The 16,395-nt window shown below is 70.4% G+C and carries 16 protein-coding genes; 6 read left to right on the top strand and 10 right to left on the bottom strand.

Annotation, left to right across the window (positions count from 1 at the left end; genetic code table 11):
- Positions 1-20: 20 nt before the first annotated feature.
- The 5 genes from OHN19_RS08160 to OHN19_RS08140 all read right to left on the bottom strand — a co-directional run bounded on the left by OHN19_RS08160 (position 21) and on the right by OHN19_RS08140 (position 5,178).
- Positions 21-758, bottom strand: coding sequence for an SIR2 family NAD-dependent protein deacylase (locus OHN19_RS08160; protein ID WP_330263514.1), 738 nt, complete (start codon positions 756-758; stop codon positions 21-23).
- Positions 759-1,206: 448 nt separating this feature from the next.
- Entirely contained in the window at positions 1,207-2,448 is a 1,242-nt protein-coding gene (locus OHN19_RS08155; protein ID WP_330263513.1) for a sugar transferase, read from the bottom strand.
- Positions 2,445-3,284, bottom strand: a complete 840-nt coding sequence (locus OHN19_RS08150) for a sigma-70 family RNA polymerase sigma factor (RefSeq protein WP_330294112.1) — start codon at positions 3,282-3,284, stop codon at positions 2,445-2,447. Before OHN19_RS08150 ends, OHN19_RS08155 begins: the two co-directional genes overlap by 4 nt.
- Before the next feature lie 273 nt (positions 3,285-3,557).
- The gene (locus OHN19_RS08145; RefSeq protein WP_330263511.1) at positions 3,558-4,055 is read right to left on the bottom strand and encodes an NUDIX hydrolase; all 498 of its coding nucleotides are present in this window, start codon (positions 4,053-4,055) and stop codon (positions 3,558-3,560) included.
- Positions 4,056-4,104: 49 nt separating this feature from the next.
- Positions 4,105-5,178, bottom strand: coding sequence for an ADP-ribosylglycohydrolase family protein (locus OHN19_RS08140; RefSeq protein WP_330263510.1), 1,074 nt, complete (start codon positions 5,176-5,178; stop codon positions 4,105-4,107).
- Positions 5,179-5,346: 168 nt separating this feature from the next.
- Between OHN19_RS08140 and OHN19_RS08135 the strand changes: the two genes are divergently transcribed.
- Complete coding sequence (locus OHN19_RS08135; protein ID WP_330269552.1) at positions 5,347-6,465, top strand: glycerate kinase; 1,119 nt, start codon at positions 5,347-5,349, stop codon at positions 6,463-6,465.
- 43 nt (positions 6,466-6,508) lie between these two features.
- Here the strand turns inward: OHN19_RS08135 and OHN19_RS08130 are convergent, their stop codons facing one another.
- Positions 6,509-7,705, bottom strand: a complete 1,197-nt coding sequence (locus OHN19_RS08130) for a helix-turn-helix domain-containing protein (RefSeq protein ID WP_330263509.1) — start codon at positions 7,703-7,705, stop codon at positions 6,509-6,511.
- A 181-nt stretch (positions 7,706-7,886) separates the two neighbouring features.
- Here OHN19_RS08130 and OHN19_RS08125 point away from each other — a divergent pair, with 181 nt between their 5' ends.
- Genes OHN19_RS08125 through OHN19_RS08105 form a run of 5 tightly spaced genes read left to right on the top strand, consistent with a single transcriptional unit; the run spans position 7,887 to position 12,684 of the window.
- Positions 7,887-8,681, top strand: a complete 795-nt coding sequence (locus tag OHN19_RS08125; RefSeq protein ID WP_330263508.1) for an ABC transporter ATP-binding protein — start codon at positions 7,887-7,889, stop codon at positions 8,679-8,681.
- Positions 8,669-9,457, top strand: coding sequence for an ABC transporter ATP-binding protein (locus OHN19_RS08120; protein WP_391194814.1), 789 nt, complete (start codon positions 8,669-8,671; stop codon positions 9,455-9,457). The genes OHN19_RS08125 and OHN19_RS08120 overlap by 13 nt, the downstream gene beginning before the upstream one ends.
- Positions 9,454-10,344 (top strand): branched-chain amino acid ABC transporter permease, encoded by an 891-nt coding sequence (locus OHN19_RS08115; RefSeq protein ID WP_330263507.1) that lies wholly within the window; start codon positions 9,454-9,456, stop codon positions 10,342-10,344. The genes OHN19_RS08120 and OHN19_RS08115 overlap by 4 nt, the downstream gene beginning before the upstream one ends.
- Complete coding sequence (locus tag OHN19_RS08110) at positions 10,337-11,416, top strand: branched-chain amino acid ABC transporter permease (RefSeq protein ID WP_330263506.1); 1,080 nt, start codon at positions 10,337-10,339, stop codon at positions 11,414-11,416. Before OHN19_RS08115 ends, OHN19_RS08110 begins: the two co-directional genes overlap by 8 nt.
- Entirely contained in the window at positions 11,413-12,684 is a 1,272-nt protein-coding gene (locus OHN19_RS08105) for an ABC transporter substrate-binding protein (protein ID WP_330263505.1), read from the top strand. The genes OHN19_RS08110 and OHN19_RS08105 overlap by 4 nt, the downstream gene beginning before the upstream one ends.
- A gap of 323 nt (positions 12,685-13,007) precedes the next feature.
- Here the strand turns inward: OHN19_RS08105 and pssA are convergent, their stop codons facing one another.
- The 4 genes from pssA to OHN19_RS08085 all read right to left on the bottom strand — a co-directional run bounded on the left by pssA (position 13,008) and on the right by OHN19_RS08085 (position 16,393).
- Positions 13,008-13,826, bottom strand: a complete 819-nt coding sequence (pssA, locus tag OHN19_RS08100) for a CDP-diacylglycerol--serine O-phosphatidyltransferase (RefSeq protein ID WP_028808900.1) — start codon at positions 13,824-13,826, stop codon at positions 13,008-13,010.
- Positions 13,827-13,848: 22 nt separating this feature from the next.
- Positions 13,849-14,505, bottom strand: a complete 657-nt coding sequence (locus OHN19_RS08095; RefSeq protein WP_330263504.1) for a phosphatidylserine decarboxylase — start codon at positions 14,503-14,505, stop codon at positions 13,849-13,851.
- A gap of 170 nt (positions 14,506-14,675) precedes the next feature.
- Complete coding sequence (locus OHN19_RS08090; RefSeq protein WP_020133353.1) at positions 14,676-15,881, bottom strand: acyl-CoA dehydrogenase family protein; 1,206 nt, start codon at positions 15,879-15,881, stop codon at positions 14,676-14,678.
- 5 nt (positions 15,882-15,886) lie between these two features.
- The gene (locus OHN19_RS08085) at positions 15,887-16,393 is read right to left on the bottom strand and encodes a MaoC family dehydratase (RefSeq protein ID WP_007385824.1); all 507 of its coding nucleotides are present in this window, start codon (positions 16,391-16,393) and stop codon (positions 15,887-15,889) included.
- Between the last annotated feature and the right edge of the window lie 2 nt (positions 16,394-16,395).

Below are 16,395 nucleotides of genomic sequence, written 5' to 3'. Positions count from 1 at the left end.
TTCACCCTCCGCCCTCACCCTCAGTCCTCGGCTTCGCCCCGCAGCCTCATCAGCAGTGCCGGCAAGGCCGTCCCGATCGGTTCGCGGATCACCTCGTCGGCGCGGTCGTCGTACGGTGTGGGCTCGGCGTTGACGATGATCAGGCGTGCCCCGTGGTCCGCGGCGACGCCCGCGAGGCCGGCCGCGGGCTGGACCTGGAGGGTGGTGCCGACGGCGATGAACACCTGGCAGGCCTTGGTGACGGCGACCGCCTCGCCGAGGACGACGGGATCCAGGTGCTCGCCGAACATGACGGTCGCGGACTTGAGGATCCCCCCGCAGTCGAGGCACGCCGGGTCGTCCTCGCCGGCGTCCAGCCGGGCCAGCGCGTCCTCCATCGGGCTGCGCGCGTGGCACTTCGTGCACACCACCTGCCGTGCGGTGCCGTGCAGTTCGAGGACCTTGCGGGCGGGCATCCCGGCGAGCTGGTGCAGCCCGTCCACGTTCTGCGTGATCACCCGCACCGGCACTCCGGCCCGCTCCAGCTCCGCCACCGCCACATGCGCGGCGTTCGGCTCGACGGCCGACGCCCGGTGCTCCCGCCGCATCCGCCACGAACGGCGACGGATCTCCGGATCGCCCATGTAGAAGTCGTACGTCACGAGCTTCTCCGCCTCCGGATCCCGCCGCCACAGCCCGTTGGGACCGCGGTAGTCGGGGATCCCGGAGTCGGTGGAGATTCCGGCACCGCTGAGGAGCGCGACGAGGGGCTTGGTCATGGGCCGAGGGTAGGTCGGCCCACGCGGCGAGGGCCAGCGGATAACGGGAGAGCGGTCGGCGCGCCGCCGCGTATAACAAGTTCGCGAGTTCCGGCTCAGTGCCGTCGGGCGTTGCACATAACGACGGGCCCGCGTCACTCACTTGCAACAAACAAGAAAAACGCGGCCCGGGTCGGTCGAGGACCCGAGCCGCGATCTGCACCCCTTGGAGAGGGCTGTCATGGGAAAGCCCGTCAACCGCCGGAAAACGAACGGGAATTCTGCACGCTCGAAGATTACCCCTGGATCGGTCGGAGCGACTTTCAGTTCGGTCACCGTCAGCGTGGCCAGTGCCTATGCTGCCACCGGGTCAGTCGTGATCACCTGTGTGGCCGGTGGCCTGGGCCTCGCGGTGGTGATCCTGCTTCTCATGATATTCGCGGCCGTTCATTAGGCCGGACCGCCGGGGTCACTGCCAGACGGTGAGGCAGAGCTGATGCTGATGTGCCAGGCGGTGGCCCCGGGCCGGATCGGGTTTACTGGTGAAGGGATTTGAGCTGAACAGCATCCGGGCCACGAGGCGCGCGGTCATCAGTCCTGAAAGACCGTCGTAAAAGGCTCTGTTCGCCGTGACGCGGTGCGGCACCACGTTGTCGAGGTAGTGGTGCCAGGCGTCCGAGCCCTTCGGCAGAACAGCATCGGGACCGACCGGTTCGTTCCACAACGGTCCGATGATGCCAGGACGGCACGCGAACACCCAGCGGTACTTCTCGGAATAGGCCTCGGCCATCGCCGGATGCTCGGCCGGTGGTCCGAGCAGAGTGACATCGCCCCGGAGCAGGTTCCACAGTCGCGGCAACGCGTCCAGACCGGATTCCTGCAGCAGCGCGCCGACCCGGGTCCTGTTCCCCGTGCTGTCCTGGGTTCTGAAGTCGTAAAGATGAAAGAGACGTCCGCCGGCCCCCACCCGGGGACGTCGGACCAGTGTGGGCCCCACCGACGTCATCCGGATTCCCGCCGTGGCGGCCACCAGCATCGGAAGGGACGTCCACAGCAACGAGACGGAGACGATCACATCCAGGGCGCGCCGGCCTCTGCGCAGGGGTGCGGGACTGTCGGCCTGCGCGAGCGGCCGGGAGCGGTCCGCCGTCAGGGCTTCGGGCCGGAGATCCTCCGACCGGCGTTCGCGCAGGCCCCGGAAGTGGATGACGGCGAGCAGAACGGCGGGGCCGGACATGCCGAGGGCGACGCTCGGGAGCAAGGTCTCACACCACTGGGGCAGGAGTCCCTGCCCCAGTGGTGTGAGCGCCAGGCCGAGCAGTACGACCAGCAGGCCTGTCCCGAGCCGGAACCACCAGTGCCTTCTGCCGGTCCGGGCCGGCGGTGTGCGCGGGGCGCGCCCTTCGGGCCTCCCCCCGTCACGCTCCGCCACCGCGGCCAGGGTGAGGAACTCCTGAAGAGCCGTGCTCCCCGACTCGTGGTCCCGGAGCACGGCTCGACGAGCCGCCTCCAGCTTGATCTCCAGGAGTTTCTGGTCGACCTCGGTGTCCGGGATCTCCGCCTCGATCCGCGCGTCCAGCGCATCCCGGAATTCCTGGATCCGCTGTCCGACACCGCTCCCTTCCAGGTCGGGTCCCGGAGTGTGCGCGCCGATCGATGTAAGGAGATCATGAATCGTCGCGGCGATGTTGTCGTCATTCCGGGTGCTCATCGTTCCTCCTTACTGCCGTGTCCGTCGACCGCAGCGCTGTTCTCCTGAAGAATGCGATCGAGATTGATTCTCGCCGACCGCAGATTGGACCGGACCGTCGCCGGGTTGTCGCCGATGAGATCGGCTATTTCGGTGGGGCCGAATCCGTCGATGTAATAGGCCATCACCTGCCGCTGCTTGTAGCCGAGTTTGCCCAGGAGGGCGAGGACCGACTGTTCCTCTTCCCTCGACGGCGACTCCGGGCAGGCCAGTTCCTCGCTGACGCCCCAGCCGCCCTTGATCGCCCGGGCGGGAGCATCGAGGTCCCGGACCGCCGAGCGCAGGAAGTGCCGCTCGGCGGCGGTGCGGACCCACGCTCGCGGGTGTTCGATCTCGGTCCACTTCTCGAGGGCCTTGAGCATCGCGGTCTGCGCCGAGTCCTCCGCTTCCTCCTGTGAGGCGCCGATCCATCGAAGAAACCCGACCAGTTTCCGGTATTCCTGCCGGAAGAAGCTGTCGAAGTCGTCGCCACTCGGTTCCTGTCGACGCCCCACCGTGCATCCCTCCTCAATGGTCATGCACACCTGATGCAAAGGAGTGACATGACCAAGAGGCATCGTGCGATGCGGATGGCGACGTTCGACCGCAAGTCCCGTAAACCGTGAGTCAGTTCGGGTTCTGGTGCGGTGATGATCGATTCTGGGACGACAACGGAACGCGGACTGTTCGGTTTCGAACAAGCGCCGGAATTCGTGATATCGCCGAAGGGGAACGGGCCCTCGGGGCGCCCTCGACGAGATGTCCGCCGTCGGTTTCATGGTGACCCGCATGGCGCGCCGACTCGGCGAACTGTCCATGGCCGTCTCCTCCCCCCGTCCCCACCGTGCTCGGCCTCAGGCGGCCTACGGCGACGCTGTCGCGCACCGCCGCCGGCCGCTGCCGGATGAGGCGTCTGCCTGTTGCCTCCACACGTGAGTGGCACGGGGCGGGCCGAACGTGCAGTGGCGCCCGGACCTTTTTTGAAATACACAGCGTCCGGGCCCGGATTCATGGAGTGACGGCGGTGAGGAAGCAGTGGTCAGGTGGTGCCTGTCGGGGTGGAGTGATGACGGCCGAACGCGGACGCGCGGTCAGCCCACCCGCTCCCCGTCCTCCAGCTCCACCGCCCCCGCGCCCTCCGCGAGGACGTCCAAGGCGGCCGTGACCCGGCGGCCCAGGGCGCCCAGCAGGTACTCGGGAAGGTCCTCGCGTGATACGAGGCGCCAGGAGAGGAGTTCCTCCTCCTGGAGGCGGATCGCCTTGAGGTCGTTCTCGGTGAGGACTCCCCCGTCGAAGAGGTAGGCGACCAGGGGCGGGCGGACCGTCGTACCGGGGACCCAGTCCACCGCCAGCAGGCGGCCGAGTTCGCGGTCCAGGCCGATCTCCTCCAGGGTCTCGCGGCGCGCACCCTGGCGGGGGGTCTCGCCCTGGTCGGACTCGATCGTGCCGCCCGGCAGCGCCCAGCCCTCCCGGTAGTTGGGCTCGACGAGCAGCACTCGGCCCTCCCCATCACGGAACAGGGCCGCGGCACCGGCGAGGACACGGGGGAGACCGGCGATGTACGCGGCGAAGTCTTCGGTGGTGGTCACCTTCGAAGGGTAGCCAGGTCCGGCGGGGCCCCTTCAGGGACCGATCCCGTCAGCCCTCCACCCCCACCAACCGCACCGTCCGCTCCGCCAGTTCGCTGATGTGCACCCCGTCGAACCCGAACACCGCGCTGCGCACCCGGTCCTCCAGCGGCTCCGTCCACTGCGCCGGAATCGCCTCCGCCCCGGTGAGCACCCCGGCCACCGAGCCCGCGGTCGCGCCGTTGGAGTCGGTGTCCAGGCCGCCCCGGACCGTCAGCGTGATCGAGCGGGTGAAGTCGCCGTCGCCGTACAGCAGTCCGGCGGTCAGGACGGCCGCGTTGGGGATCGTGTGGATCCAGCCCAGCCCCGCGGTCTCCTCCGAGACCGTCGTCAGGGTGTCCTCCCAGGTCATCCGGGTGTCATGGAGGGAGACCACGCGCCGTACGGTCCGGGCGAGCCGGCTGCTCGCGGGGATCACCGCGAGCGCCTGGTCCACGGCCTGGCGCACGGTGTCCACCGTGAACGCCGCCGAGATCAGCGCCGCCGCCCACATCGCCCCGTACACGCCGTTCCCGGTGTGCGAGAGCACCGCGTCCCGCCGGGCCAGCGCGGCCGCGCGGCGCGGGGCGCCGGGGCAGGTCCAGCCGTAGATGTCGGCGCGGATGAGGGCCCCGATCCACTCCTGGCAGGGGTTGTCGTACGTCGCCGTCAGCGGCGGCTTCAGTCCGTTCGCGAGGTTGCGGTACGCGGCCCGCTCGGCGGTGAACGTCTGGAGGTACGGCAGCCTCAGCAGCCACAGGTCGCCGACCTGCTCGGTGCTGAAGCCGAAGCCGTGGGTCTCCAGGAGATGCAGGCCGAGGATGGCGTAGTCGACGTCGTCGTCGCGGCAGCTGCCGTGGATACGGCCGCGCACGCACTCGCGCCACTCGGGCCGCAGCTCGAAGCCGTCGCTCTCACCGACGGGCTCGGGGAGGTAGTCGGTCAGGGGCAGGGCGGCGGCCTGCCGCAGATAGCGGTCGATCCGGTCCCGCGTCCACAGGTCGCCCTGCTCGACCGGCTTGCCGAGCATGTTGCCCGCGATCCGGCCCAGCCAGCCCCCGAGGACGCGGTCGGCGAGCTCTGGCTCAGTGCCCACAGGGGTCATAGCTCCGGTTTACCCCATTCCGGAGAACCGCACAGAGGGTTCGCAGGGCCTTCTCAGGGTCTGGGCGGTGCATGACGCCGGGGGCCGTCTCCGGTTAAGGTCGCAGCGGCGCGACTGGCCTTGACGTGCGCGAGGCCCGGAGAGCAAGGGGAAGACGTGACACAGCGCGTGCTCATCGCCGCGGACAAGTTCAAGGGCTCGCTCACGGCCGTACAGGTCGCCGAGCGGGTGACGGCGGGGCTGCGCCGGGTCGTGCCGCACCTGGAGGTCGAGGCGCTGCCCGTCGCCGACGGCGGTGACGGCACCGTCGCCGCCGCGGTCGCGGCCGGATTCGAGCGCCGGGAAGTGGCGGTCGCCGGGCCCCTCGGACAGGAGATCACCGCCGCCTTCGCGGTGCGCGCGGAGACCGCCGTCGTCGAGATGGCCGAGGCCAGCGGCCTCCAGCGGCTGCCCGCCGGCGTCTTCGCCCCGCTCACGGCGTCCACGTACGGCTCCGGCGAGCTGCTGCGCGCCGCGCTGGACGCGGGCGCCCGCACCATCGTGTTCGGAGTCGGCGGCAGCGCCACCACGGACGGCGGCGCCGGCATGCTCTCGGCCCTCGGCGCCCGTTTCCTGGACGCCGACGGCGAGCCCGTGGCCCCCGGCGGCGGAGGTCTCGCCGACCTCGCCACGGCCGACCTGTCGGGCTTGGACCCGCGGCTCGCGGCCGTCGAGTTCATCCTGGCCAGCGATGTCGACAACCCGCTGACCGGCCCCAAGGGCGCGCCCGCGGTCTACGGCCCGCAGAAGGGCGCCTCCCCGGACGACGTCCAGGCCCTCGACAGCGCCCTCGCCCACTACGCGCAGGTCCTGGAGGACGCCGTCGGCGCGAAGGCCGCCGAGTACGCGGCCTCACCGGGTGCGGGCGCGGCCGGCGGCATCGGCTACGGCGCCCTCCTGATCGGCGCCCGGTTCCGCCCCGGCATCGACGTCATGCTCGACGTCCTCGGCTTCGCGCCCGCGCTGGAATGGGCCGACCTGGTGATCACCGGCGAGGGCTCCCTCGACGAGCAGACCCTGCACGGCAAGGCCCCGGCGGGCGTCGCCGCGGCCGCCCGCGCCAAGGGCAAGGAGGTCGTCGCCGTGTGCGGCCGCCTCGCGCTGCCGCCGGAGGCCATCGGCCGGGCGGGCATCCGCCGCGCCTACCCGCTCACCGACGCCGAGCCGGACATCCAGAAGTGCATCGCGGAGGCGGGGCCGATCCTGGAGGACGTGGCGGAGCGGATCGGCCGGGACTTCCTGGTCTGAGACCGGCCAGGAGGTCCTCTGCGGAATGGTCAGTACTCCGAATTCAGCGCCGCCCGCCCGACAACCGGTACGCGTCCAGCGCCAGGGTCATCTCGATCAGGTCCCGCGGCCGGGCCAGCGACCGGGACGTGAGCTGCTCCAGGCGTCGTAGCCGGTTGAAGACCGTGTTGCGGTGGCAGTACAGGCGTCCGGCGGCCCGCCCCGCCGAGCCCTCGCACAGCAGCCACACGTCGAGGGTCTCCAGGAGCACGGCCCGGTCGGCGGGCTCCAGCTCCAGGAGCCCCCCGAACACGTCCGACACCAGCCGGTCGGCCAGCTCCGGCTGGCTCACCACCAGCGCGGTCGGCATCCGCTGATCAAGGCGTAGGACCGCGGTGCCGTCCGGCGGACACGTGCGCAGGGCCAGCTCGGCGAGCCGTCGGGCCCGCCCCAGCTCGGCCAGGCCCGGCACCACCGGACTGATCCCGCCCGGCCCCGCACAACGCCCCTCCAGCGCCCGCACCACTGCGTCCAGTCCCTGACCGGGCGTGAGCGCCACGACCGCCACCTCGCCGTCGGCCCGCATCCGCCAGATGAACCGGAACCCGGCACCCCGCAGCGGCCGCTCGGCGGACTCCCGCCGCTCGGCCCGCAGCACCACCACCGCGTACGGCCCGTGCTCCGGCAGATCGAGGCCCGCCGCAGCCCGCGCCGCGAGCCCGGGTGTCGCCTGGCCCTCCAGCAGGGCGTCGAGGAGCGCCTGCAACTGCTCGTCCGTGCGCCGCCGCAGCTCCGCCTCGGTGGCCCGGTACGCCTCCGAGGCCGCCTGCGCCTGTGCGTCCACCGCCGACCACACCATCGTCGTCGACCGCATCAGCGCCGCGAGCCGCTCCGGCTCCCGCCCGGTCGTCCCCTCCACGAGCGCGTCCCACACCAGGTAGCCGGCGTTCCGGTAGGCGTGCACCAGGAGGTCCAGCGGCAGCCCCTGGTGGGCCCGGCGCCGGCCCGCGTCCTCGGCGTACTCCAGGTCGCGGCGCGGTGAGTCCCGGGGCGCGGAGATCGTCTCGATGCCGATCCGCATCGCCTCCTCGGCCTCCCGCCACTGCTGGTCGTACGGCAGCACCTGCCCGTAGACGGGGGAGTGGTCGGTGAGTTGGCGCAGGTGCTCGTCGACGAGCTCCGGCACCCGTTCCAGCAGAGCCGTGCAGGACTCCGCGAGCAGCTTCCAGTCATGACCGGTCCGCGGTCGTCGCCCTCCCATTCCCGGAGGATGCCACCCGGACCCGGCCTCGCACAGGCCCCTGACACGCGGTGTTGTGCGCGCGCACAACGGCGGCACCGGCCCGCTGGGCACCCGCAGCGATTCCGCCGGGGGCCGTGGACGCACGCCCGCGCCGGTGCTGGGGTGAGCGCCACACCGAGTACGGACAAGGGGGGAGTCGATGACCGGAGCCGGACTGGTCGTCCAGGACCTGTCGGTCGGATACGGCCCCGTGCGCGCCCTGCGCCGGGTGTCCCTGGAGGCGCCCGAGGGGTCCGTGGTGACGGTGCTCGGCGGAAACGGCGCCGGCAAGTCGACCCTGCTGAGGGCGATCAGCCGGACCCTCTCCTTTCACGGCGGCGCGGTCACCGGGGGCACGGTGACCCTGGACGGCCGCCGCCTCGACCACCTGGCCCCGGACCGGGTGGTCGCCGCCGGGGTCTCCCAAGTCCCGGAGGGCAGAAGGGTGTTCGCCCGCATGACGGTCGCCGACAACCTCCGTGCCGGCGCCCTCGGCGGCAGCAGACCGGGCCGTTCGGCGGCTCTCGACCGCGTCCACGACCTCTTCCCCGTCCTCGCCGAACGCGCCGCGCAGCGCGCCGGACTCCTCTCCGGCGGCGAACAGCAGATGCTCGCCGTCGCCCGCGCCCTGATGGCCGGCCCACGCGTCCTGCTCCTCGACGAACCCTCCCTCGGCCTCGCCCCGCTCATGGCCCGGCGCATCGCCGACACCGTCCGCGAGATCAACGCCCAGGGCACCTCGGTCCTCCTCGTCGAACAGAACGCGGCCCTCGCCCTGAGCCTCGCCACGCGCGCGTACGTCCTCGAAGTCGGCGAGGTCACCCTGTCGGGCCCGGCCGCGGAACTCGCCGCCTCCGACGAGGTCCGCCGCCGCTACCTCGGCGTGGTCGACGAGGACGCGGCGGCCGACGCGGCTCAGGCGACCGGACGGACCCTGGCGAGGTGGGAAGGGTGACCGAGCAGGACATCCCGCCCCTGGAAGTACGTCACCTCACCGTCCGCTTCGCCGGACTCACCGCCCTCGACGCCGTCGACCTCACCGTCCGCCCCGGCACCGTCCACGCCCTCATCGGCCCCAACGGGGCAGGAAAGTCGACCTGCTTCAACGTCCTGTCCGGCGTCTACCGGGCCACCGCGGGCAGTGTCCGCTTCGGCGCACACGAGCTGACCGGCCTGCCCGCGCACCGCATCGCCGCGCTCGGCGTGGCCCGCATCTTCCAGAACCTCGCGCTGCCGCCCCGCGCCTCCGTCGAGGACTGCCTGCTGCTGGGCCGTCACCGGCTCACCCGAACCGGGTTCCTGGCCGCGGGACTTCGCCTGCCGTCGGCGACCCGGGAGGAGCACCGGCACCGCGAACGCGTCCGGGAGATCGCCGAGTTCGTCGGCATCGCGGACTGCCTGGACCGTCCGGCGGGTTCGTTGCCGTACGGGCAGCAGAAGCTCGCCGAACTCGCCCGCGCGCTGTGCATGGAACCCCGGCTGCTGCTCCTCGACGAGCCGGTCGCGGGCATGACCGCCGACGAACGACGTCGGACGGCCGCGGTGATCGCGGGAGTCCGCGACTCCCTCGGCATCTCGATCGTGCTGGTGGAACACGACATGGGGGTGGTGATGCGGCTCGCGGACGCGGTGACCGTACTGGACTTCGGGCGCCGGATCGCCGACGGCGCCCCCGCGGACGTACAGAACGATCCAGCGGTCGTACAGGCGTACTTGGGGACGGCGTCATGAGCACCTTCGCCGAGATCCTGCTGAACGGCGTCTCGTTGGGGTCGGTGTACGCGCTGATCGCGCTCGGGTTCGTGGTGATCTTCCGGGCCACCGAGGTCGTCAACTTCGCCCACGCCTCCCTGCTGTTGGCGGGCGGATACGTCACCGCGACCCTCCACGACGACCTGGGCTTCTGGCCCGCGCTGCTCGTAGGGATCGCGGGGGCCGCGCTGGTCGGGGCGGCCGTGGAGTTCTTCGTGATGCGGCGCTACCGGGGCAGCGACCACAGCGTGCTGGCGATCGTCACCATCGGCGTCGACATCCTGCTCACCACCGAACTGACCCGCCGTATCGGTACCGACGTCCTCGCCCTCGGCGACCCGTGGGGCGACGCCGTGCTGAGGCTCGGCCCGATCTCCCTCGCGCACACCCGGATCGCCGCGTTCGTGGCCGCCGCGCTGCTCATCACGGCGTTCCTGCTGGCCTTCCGGTACACGGCGTGGGGCGTGGCGATGCGGGCGGCGGCGGAGAGCGCGGAGACGGCCGCGCTGATGGGCGTACGGCTCGGGCGGGTGTCGCTCGGCGCGTGGGCGGTGGCGGGCGGACTCGCCGCCGTGGCCGCCCTGTTCCTCACCGTCTTCCCGACCCCGGGACTGGAACGGGCCACCTCGCTCGCCGCCCTCAAGGCATTCCCGGCGGCCATCCTCGGCGGCCTCGACTCGACGACGGGCGCCCTGGTCGGCGGCCTGCTGGTCGGCGTCACGGAATCCCTGGCCACCGGCTACCAGAGCGATCTGACCTTCCTGGGCCGGGGGCTGGGGGATCTGGCCCCCTACCTCGTGATGGTCGCGATCCTGCTCATACGGCCCGCGGGGCTGTTCGGCACCAAGGAGCTCGCCCGTGTCTGAGGCCCTGGTGAGACCGCTCAGGCTGCTGAGCGCGCGGACCTACCTCTGGACCGCGGTGGCCGTCCTGCTCCTCGCCCTGCCCTTCTACCTGGACCGCTTCTGGCTCCAGGCGGGGCTGTTCGCGATGGCCGCGGCGATCGGCGCGATCGGCATCAACCTCCTCACCGGCGCGACCGGACAGCTCTCCATGGGACACGCCTTCTTCCTCGCCGTCGGGGCCTACGGCTACTGCGTGTTCGCGGCCGACGGCGGCGACGGGCTGACCGGGCTCGGCCTGCCCACCTGGCTCGCGGCCGTGCTCGCGGTGCTGGTCGCCGGGGTCGCGGGCGGGCTGTTCAGCCCCATCTCCGGGCGGCTCAGCGGCGCCTACCTGGGCATCGCCACGCTCGCGCTCGTCTTCATCGGCCAGCACGTGATGTTCAACGCGCACGACCTGACCGGCGGCGCCAACGGCCGTGACGTACCGCCGCTGAGCCTGTTCGGCCTCACCTTCGACGACCGCGAACTCCTCGTCGCCGCGGTGCCGTTCGGGTCGGCGGAGAAGCTCTGGTACGCGGGTCTGGTCCTGCTGGCGGCCGGCGCCCTGTTCGCACGCGGTGTCCTGCGCGGCCGGCCGGGACGGGCCATGAACGCCATCCGCGACCACCGCATCGCGGCCGGAGTGCTCGGCGTGCCGGTCGCCCGCCAGCGGGCCGCGGTCTTCGTGCTGTCGTCGATGTACGCAGGCCTCGCGGGCGTCCTGCTCGCGCTGGTCTTCCAGCGGACGGTGCCCGACTACTTCGGCATCACGCTCTCGCTCGAATACCTCGCGATGATCGTCATCGGCGGGCTCGGCTCGGTCTCCGGGGCGGTGGCCGGAGCCGTCTTCGTGTCCCTGCTGCCACAGCTGCTGACCCGCTGGAGCGACGCGCTGCCGCTCGTCTCCGCCCCCGGCACGGGCGGGATCGCACCGGGCGAGGCGTCCCGGTACCTCTACGGCGCCGCCGTCGTGCTGGTGGTGCTGTTCCTGCCCGGCGGTCTGGTCAGCGTGGCCGCCCGGCGTCGCACCAGAACCCACTCGGAGGAACGATGATCACGACGACATACGTGACCAGGACCGCCGCCGGTGCCCTCGCCGCGCTGCTGGTACTCGCCGGCTGCAGCTCCAAGGCCAAGGACTCCGACGGGGACGGCGACAAAGCGGCCGCGGGCGGGGTGAGGACCGGGGAGGGCGTCTCCGGGAAGACGATCACCCTCGGCGCGCTCACCGACATGACCGGCGTCTACGCGACCCTCGGCAAGAGCGTCACCCAGGCCCAGCAGCTGTACGTGAAGCAGCTCAACGCCGCCGGGGGTGTCTGCGGCCACAAGGTGGCGCTCTCGGTCCGCGACCACGGCTACGACCCGCAGAAGGCCGTCTCCGGCTACACCGAGCTGGAGCCGAAGGTGCTGGGCTTCACGCAGTTCATCGGCTCGCCCTTCGTCGCCGCGGTCAAGCAGCGGATCGACGGCCAGGACAAGGGGCTGGTGCTGCCGCAGGCCTGGTCGTCGGCGCTGCTCGGCAGCCCCTACATCCGGGTCATCGGATCGACGTACGACATCGAGACCATCAACGCGGTCGACTTCCTGATCAAGGAGAAGGGGATCCGGAAGGGCGACAAGATCGGCCATGTGTACTTCGAGGGCGACTACGGCGAGAGCGCGCTGGTCGGTTCGCGGCACATCGCGAAGGAGGCCGGGCTGACCGTCGTCGAGCAGAAGATCAAGCCGACCGACAACGACATGACGGCCCAGGTCACCGCACTCAAGCAGGCCGGGGTCAAGGCGATCGTGATCAGCGCCGGGCCGCGGCAGGCGGCCTCGCTGGTCGGGGTGGCGGCGGCGAGCGGCTTCGGCGTGCCGGTGATCGGCAACAACTCGGCGTTCGCGCCACAGCTCCTGGCGACCCAGGCGGGCCCGGCCCTGATGAAGAACTACTATGTGGCCTCGCCCTCGCTCCCCATCGGCGCGGACACGCCCGAGGCGAAGAAGCTGGTCGCCGACTACCGGGCCGCGTACCCGGACGACGCCCTGGACAACGGCATCGTCGCCGGCTGGACCGCCGCGTCGGCCTTCGGCGAGGCCCTGAAGAAGGCATGCACGAACAAGGACCTCACCAGGGCGGGCGTCGACAAGGCCCTGCTGTCGATCAACTCCTACGACATCGGCTTCGGCGTCACCCAGGACTTCACCGACCCGAAGGCCCCGTCGTCCCGGGAGAGCGTGATCCTCCAGCCCGACAAGAGCGTCACGGGCGGCATGAAGGTCGTACGGGAGGCGGGAGCCTCGGAGGCGGCGCAGGCGTACACGCCGGGGGCGTGAGAAGCCGCGGGAGGGCGTAGGGGGCGTGGGGGCCGCCTACGGCTACGGGCGTGGGCTCGGAGCCACTGGGCCGAGCGGCTGGCGCTGGGAGAGTCCAGCCCGTCCCCTCGCCCGGGACTACCGCAGGCCCATATGCGTCCGCCCGGCTCCAGCGGGCCGCCATCAGACCCCGCTCCGGGGGATGCCGAGCGGCCGGCTTCAGCAGGCAGCCACCGCCGGCGACCGGCGCCCCGGGTCTCGACTGCCTACCACCCGACGCGGCCGCAACGACGAGGGGCTCGAACCGGAATCGGTTCGAGCCCCTCACGCACGTACTGTCAGCGCTACGGCAGCTGTGCCGCCCGCGCCTCACGCCTGTTGTCGCGGAAGTTGTTCACCCGGCGGGCCGTGGCGAACAGGGGGATCACCGCGCCCATGACGAGCTGGAGGGCGCACCCCGTCTGGAGCAGCAGCTGGCCGCCCGGGGCGCCGAACGCCCAGGCCGCGAGCAGGCCCATGCCCAGGACGATCCAGGAGAGCATCCCGACCGCGAGGCGGCCCCGCGGCTTCGGGTACTCGACCCGGCTCACCATCAGCCACGCCGTCCCCAGGATCGCCAGGAGCGTCGCCACGAAGGGCAGCTCCAGAAGGACGATCGAGACCACCGTCAGCGCCCCGAACGGCGACGGCATGCCCTGGAACGTGCCGTCCTTCACCGTCACACACGAGAACCGCGCGAGTCTCAGCACCACCGCCAGCAGCACCACCACCGCTCCGACCGCGGCCACCTTCTGCGACGCGTCGTCCGCCACCATGCCGTAGACGAGGACGAAGTACGCCGGCGCGAGGCCGAAGCTGATCAGGTCGGAGAGGTTGTCCAGCTCCGCGCCCATCGGCGAGGACCGCAGCTTGCGCGCCACCAGGCCGTCGAACAGGTCGAAGACCGCCGCGCACAGCATCAGGATGACGGCGGTGGCCGCGCTGTTGCGCGCCATGCCGGACTCCTGGCTGTCGGTGAGGTGCGGGATCAGGATGCCGGTGGTGGTGAAGTACACCGCCATGAAGCCGCACGTGGCGTTGCCGAGGGTGAGGGTGTCCGCTATTGAGAGGCGGAGAGAAAGAGGCATCTCCTCCTCGTCGTCGACCTCGTCGGCCTCGGGCACCCAGCCCGCCTGGGTCTCGGGATCAATCACGGTCAATGCGAGTCACCCCAGCCGTCGTCTTCTGGCCGACCTCGACCGCGACCTCCACGCCCTCGGGCAGGTAGATGTCGACGCGCGAGCCGAACCGGATCAGACCGATGCGGTCACCCTGCTCGACCTTCGTGCCCTGCGGGATGTAGGGGACGATACGACGGGCCACCGCGCCGGCGATCTGGATCATCTCGATGTCACCGAGTTCGGTGTCGAAGTGCCAGACGACGCGCTCGTTGTTCTCGCTCTCCTTGTTGAACGCCGGAACGAACCCGCCGGGGATGTGCTCGACCGACGTCACCGTGCCGGAGAGCGGCGCGCGGTTGACGTGGACGTTGAGCGGGCTCATGAAGATCGCGACGCGGGTGCGACCGTCCTTCCACGGCATGATGCTCTGCACCACACCGTCGGCCGGGGAGATGACCCGGCCCGGGGCGATCTCGCGCTCGGGGTCGCGGAAGAACCACAGCATGCCCGCCGCCAACGCGGTGGTGGGCACGGCGACGGCCTTCGCGACGCCGGAGCGGCGTGCGCGCAGCAGGCTGACGGCTGCGGTGGCGACGGTCGGGAGGAGCCACGGCGATGCTCCGCGCGCGAGGCGTACGCCTGCCAGGCTGTCGCGAGGTGCAGAGGTTTGGCTGTGGGGCATGGATGACCTTCGTAGCGGATGATGCCGCGCACTAGACGGGGGACGGCGGCTTTCCGGGATCGTACCGGTCGGAGGCCACAACTGGGCAAGCCAGGAAGCCGAGTCGGCGACTGAAGCCCGTTGACGGGGTGTGATCTTCTTCTCCAAGAAAACACCCCGTATCCGGACATCTAGCCTTGGAACCGATACTCTTCGAGCAGCCTGCGACCGATGATCATTTTCTGGATCTCGGCGGTACCTTCACCGATCAGCAGCATCGGAGCCTCACGGTAGAGGCGCTCGATCTCGTACTCCTTGGAGAAGCCGTAGCCGCCGTGGATCCGGAAGGCGTCTTCCACGACCTCCTTGCAGTATTCGGAGGCGAGGTACTTCGCCATCCCTGCCTCAAGGTCGTTTCGCTCCCCGGAGTCCTTTTTGCGTGCCGCGTTGACCATCATCGCATGCGCGGCCTCGACCTTGGTAGCCATCTCGGCCAGCTTGAACTGAATCGCCTGGTGCTGAGCGATCGGCTTGCCGAAAGTGTGGCGCTGCTGGGCGTACTGGACACCCAGTTCGAAGGCACGCTGAGCGACGCCGCAACCACGCGCCGCCACATTCACGCGACCCACTTCCACGCCGTCCATCATTTGGTAAAAACCTCGGCCGGTGGTCCCGCCGAGCACCCGATCGGCCGGAAGGCGCAGGCCATCCATGATCAGCTCGGTGGTGTCGACACCCTTGTAGCCCATCTTGTCGATCTTCCCGGGGATGGTGAGGCCCGGACGGACCTCTCCGAAACCGGGCTCCTTCTCGATCAGGAAGGTCGTCATCGACTTGTGGGGCGCGGTGCCCTCGGGGTGTCCTTCATCACTTCGGACGAGAACGGCGACCAGACTTGACGTTCCGCCGTTGGTCAGCCACATCTTCTGGCCGTTGAGGACGTATTCGTCACCGTCCTTGACCGCCTTGGAGGTGATGGCGGACACGTCCGAGCCGAGACCCGGCTCCGACATCGAGAAGGCACCCCGGATGTCGCCGGCCGCCATCCGCGGCAGGAAGTGGTCCTTCTGCTCCTGCGTACCGTGCTGCTTGAGCATGTACGCCACGATGAAATGGGTGTTGATGATGCCGGACACCGACATCCACCCGCGGGCGATCTCCTCTACGCACAGCGCGTACGTCAGGAGGGACTCGCCCAGACCGCCGTACTCCTCGGGGATCATCAGGCCGAACAGGCCCAACTCCTTGAGCCCGTCGACGATCTGCTGCGGGTACTCGTCGCGGTGCTCCAGCTCGGTCGCGACCGGGATGATCTCCTTGTCCACGAAGTCGCGGACCGTGGACAGGATCTCCTGCTGGATGTCGGTCAGACCGGCGGTCTGGGCGAGGCGTGCCATCGGGCTCAGCCCTCCTGAAGTTCCGGGCGGCCGGGCTGCTCGCCGCCGCGCTCCTTGATGTAGGTCTCGGTGGGCACCATGACCTTGCGGCGGAACACGCAGACCAGCGTGCCGTCCTGCTTGTAGCCCTTGGTCTCGACGTAGACGATCCCGCGGTCGTTCTTCGACTTGGAGGGCCACTTGTCGAGCACGGTCGTCTGGCCGTAGATCGTGTCGCCGTGGAAGGTCGGCGCCACGTGCTTCAGCGACTCGATCTCCAGGTTGGCGATCGCCTTCCCGGAGACGTCCGGCACCGACATGCCGAGCAGCAGGGAGTAGATGTAGTTCCCGACCACGACGTTCTTGCCGAAGTCCGTCGTCTTCTCGGCGTAGTTGACGTCCATGTGGAGCGGGTGGTGGTTCATGGTGAGGAGGCAGAAGAGGTGGTCGTCGTACTCCGTGACCGTCTTCCCGGGCCAGTGCTTGTAGACCGCCCCGACCTCGAACTCCTCGTAGGTGCGTCCGAACTGCATCG

The sequence above is a fragment of the Streptomyces griseorubiginosus genome (genome assembly GCF_036345115.1).
Taxonomy (GTDB): Bacteria; Actinomycetota; Actinomycetes; order Streptomycetales; family Streptomycetaceae; genus Streptomyces; species Streptomyces griseorubiginosus_C.
The sequence above is the reverse complement of the archived record's forward strand: the minus strand, read 5'-3'. Positions and strand labels throughout refer to the sequence as shown.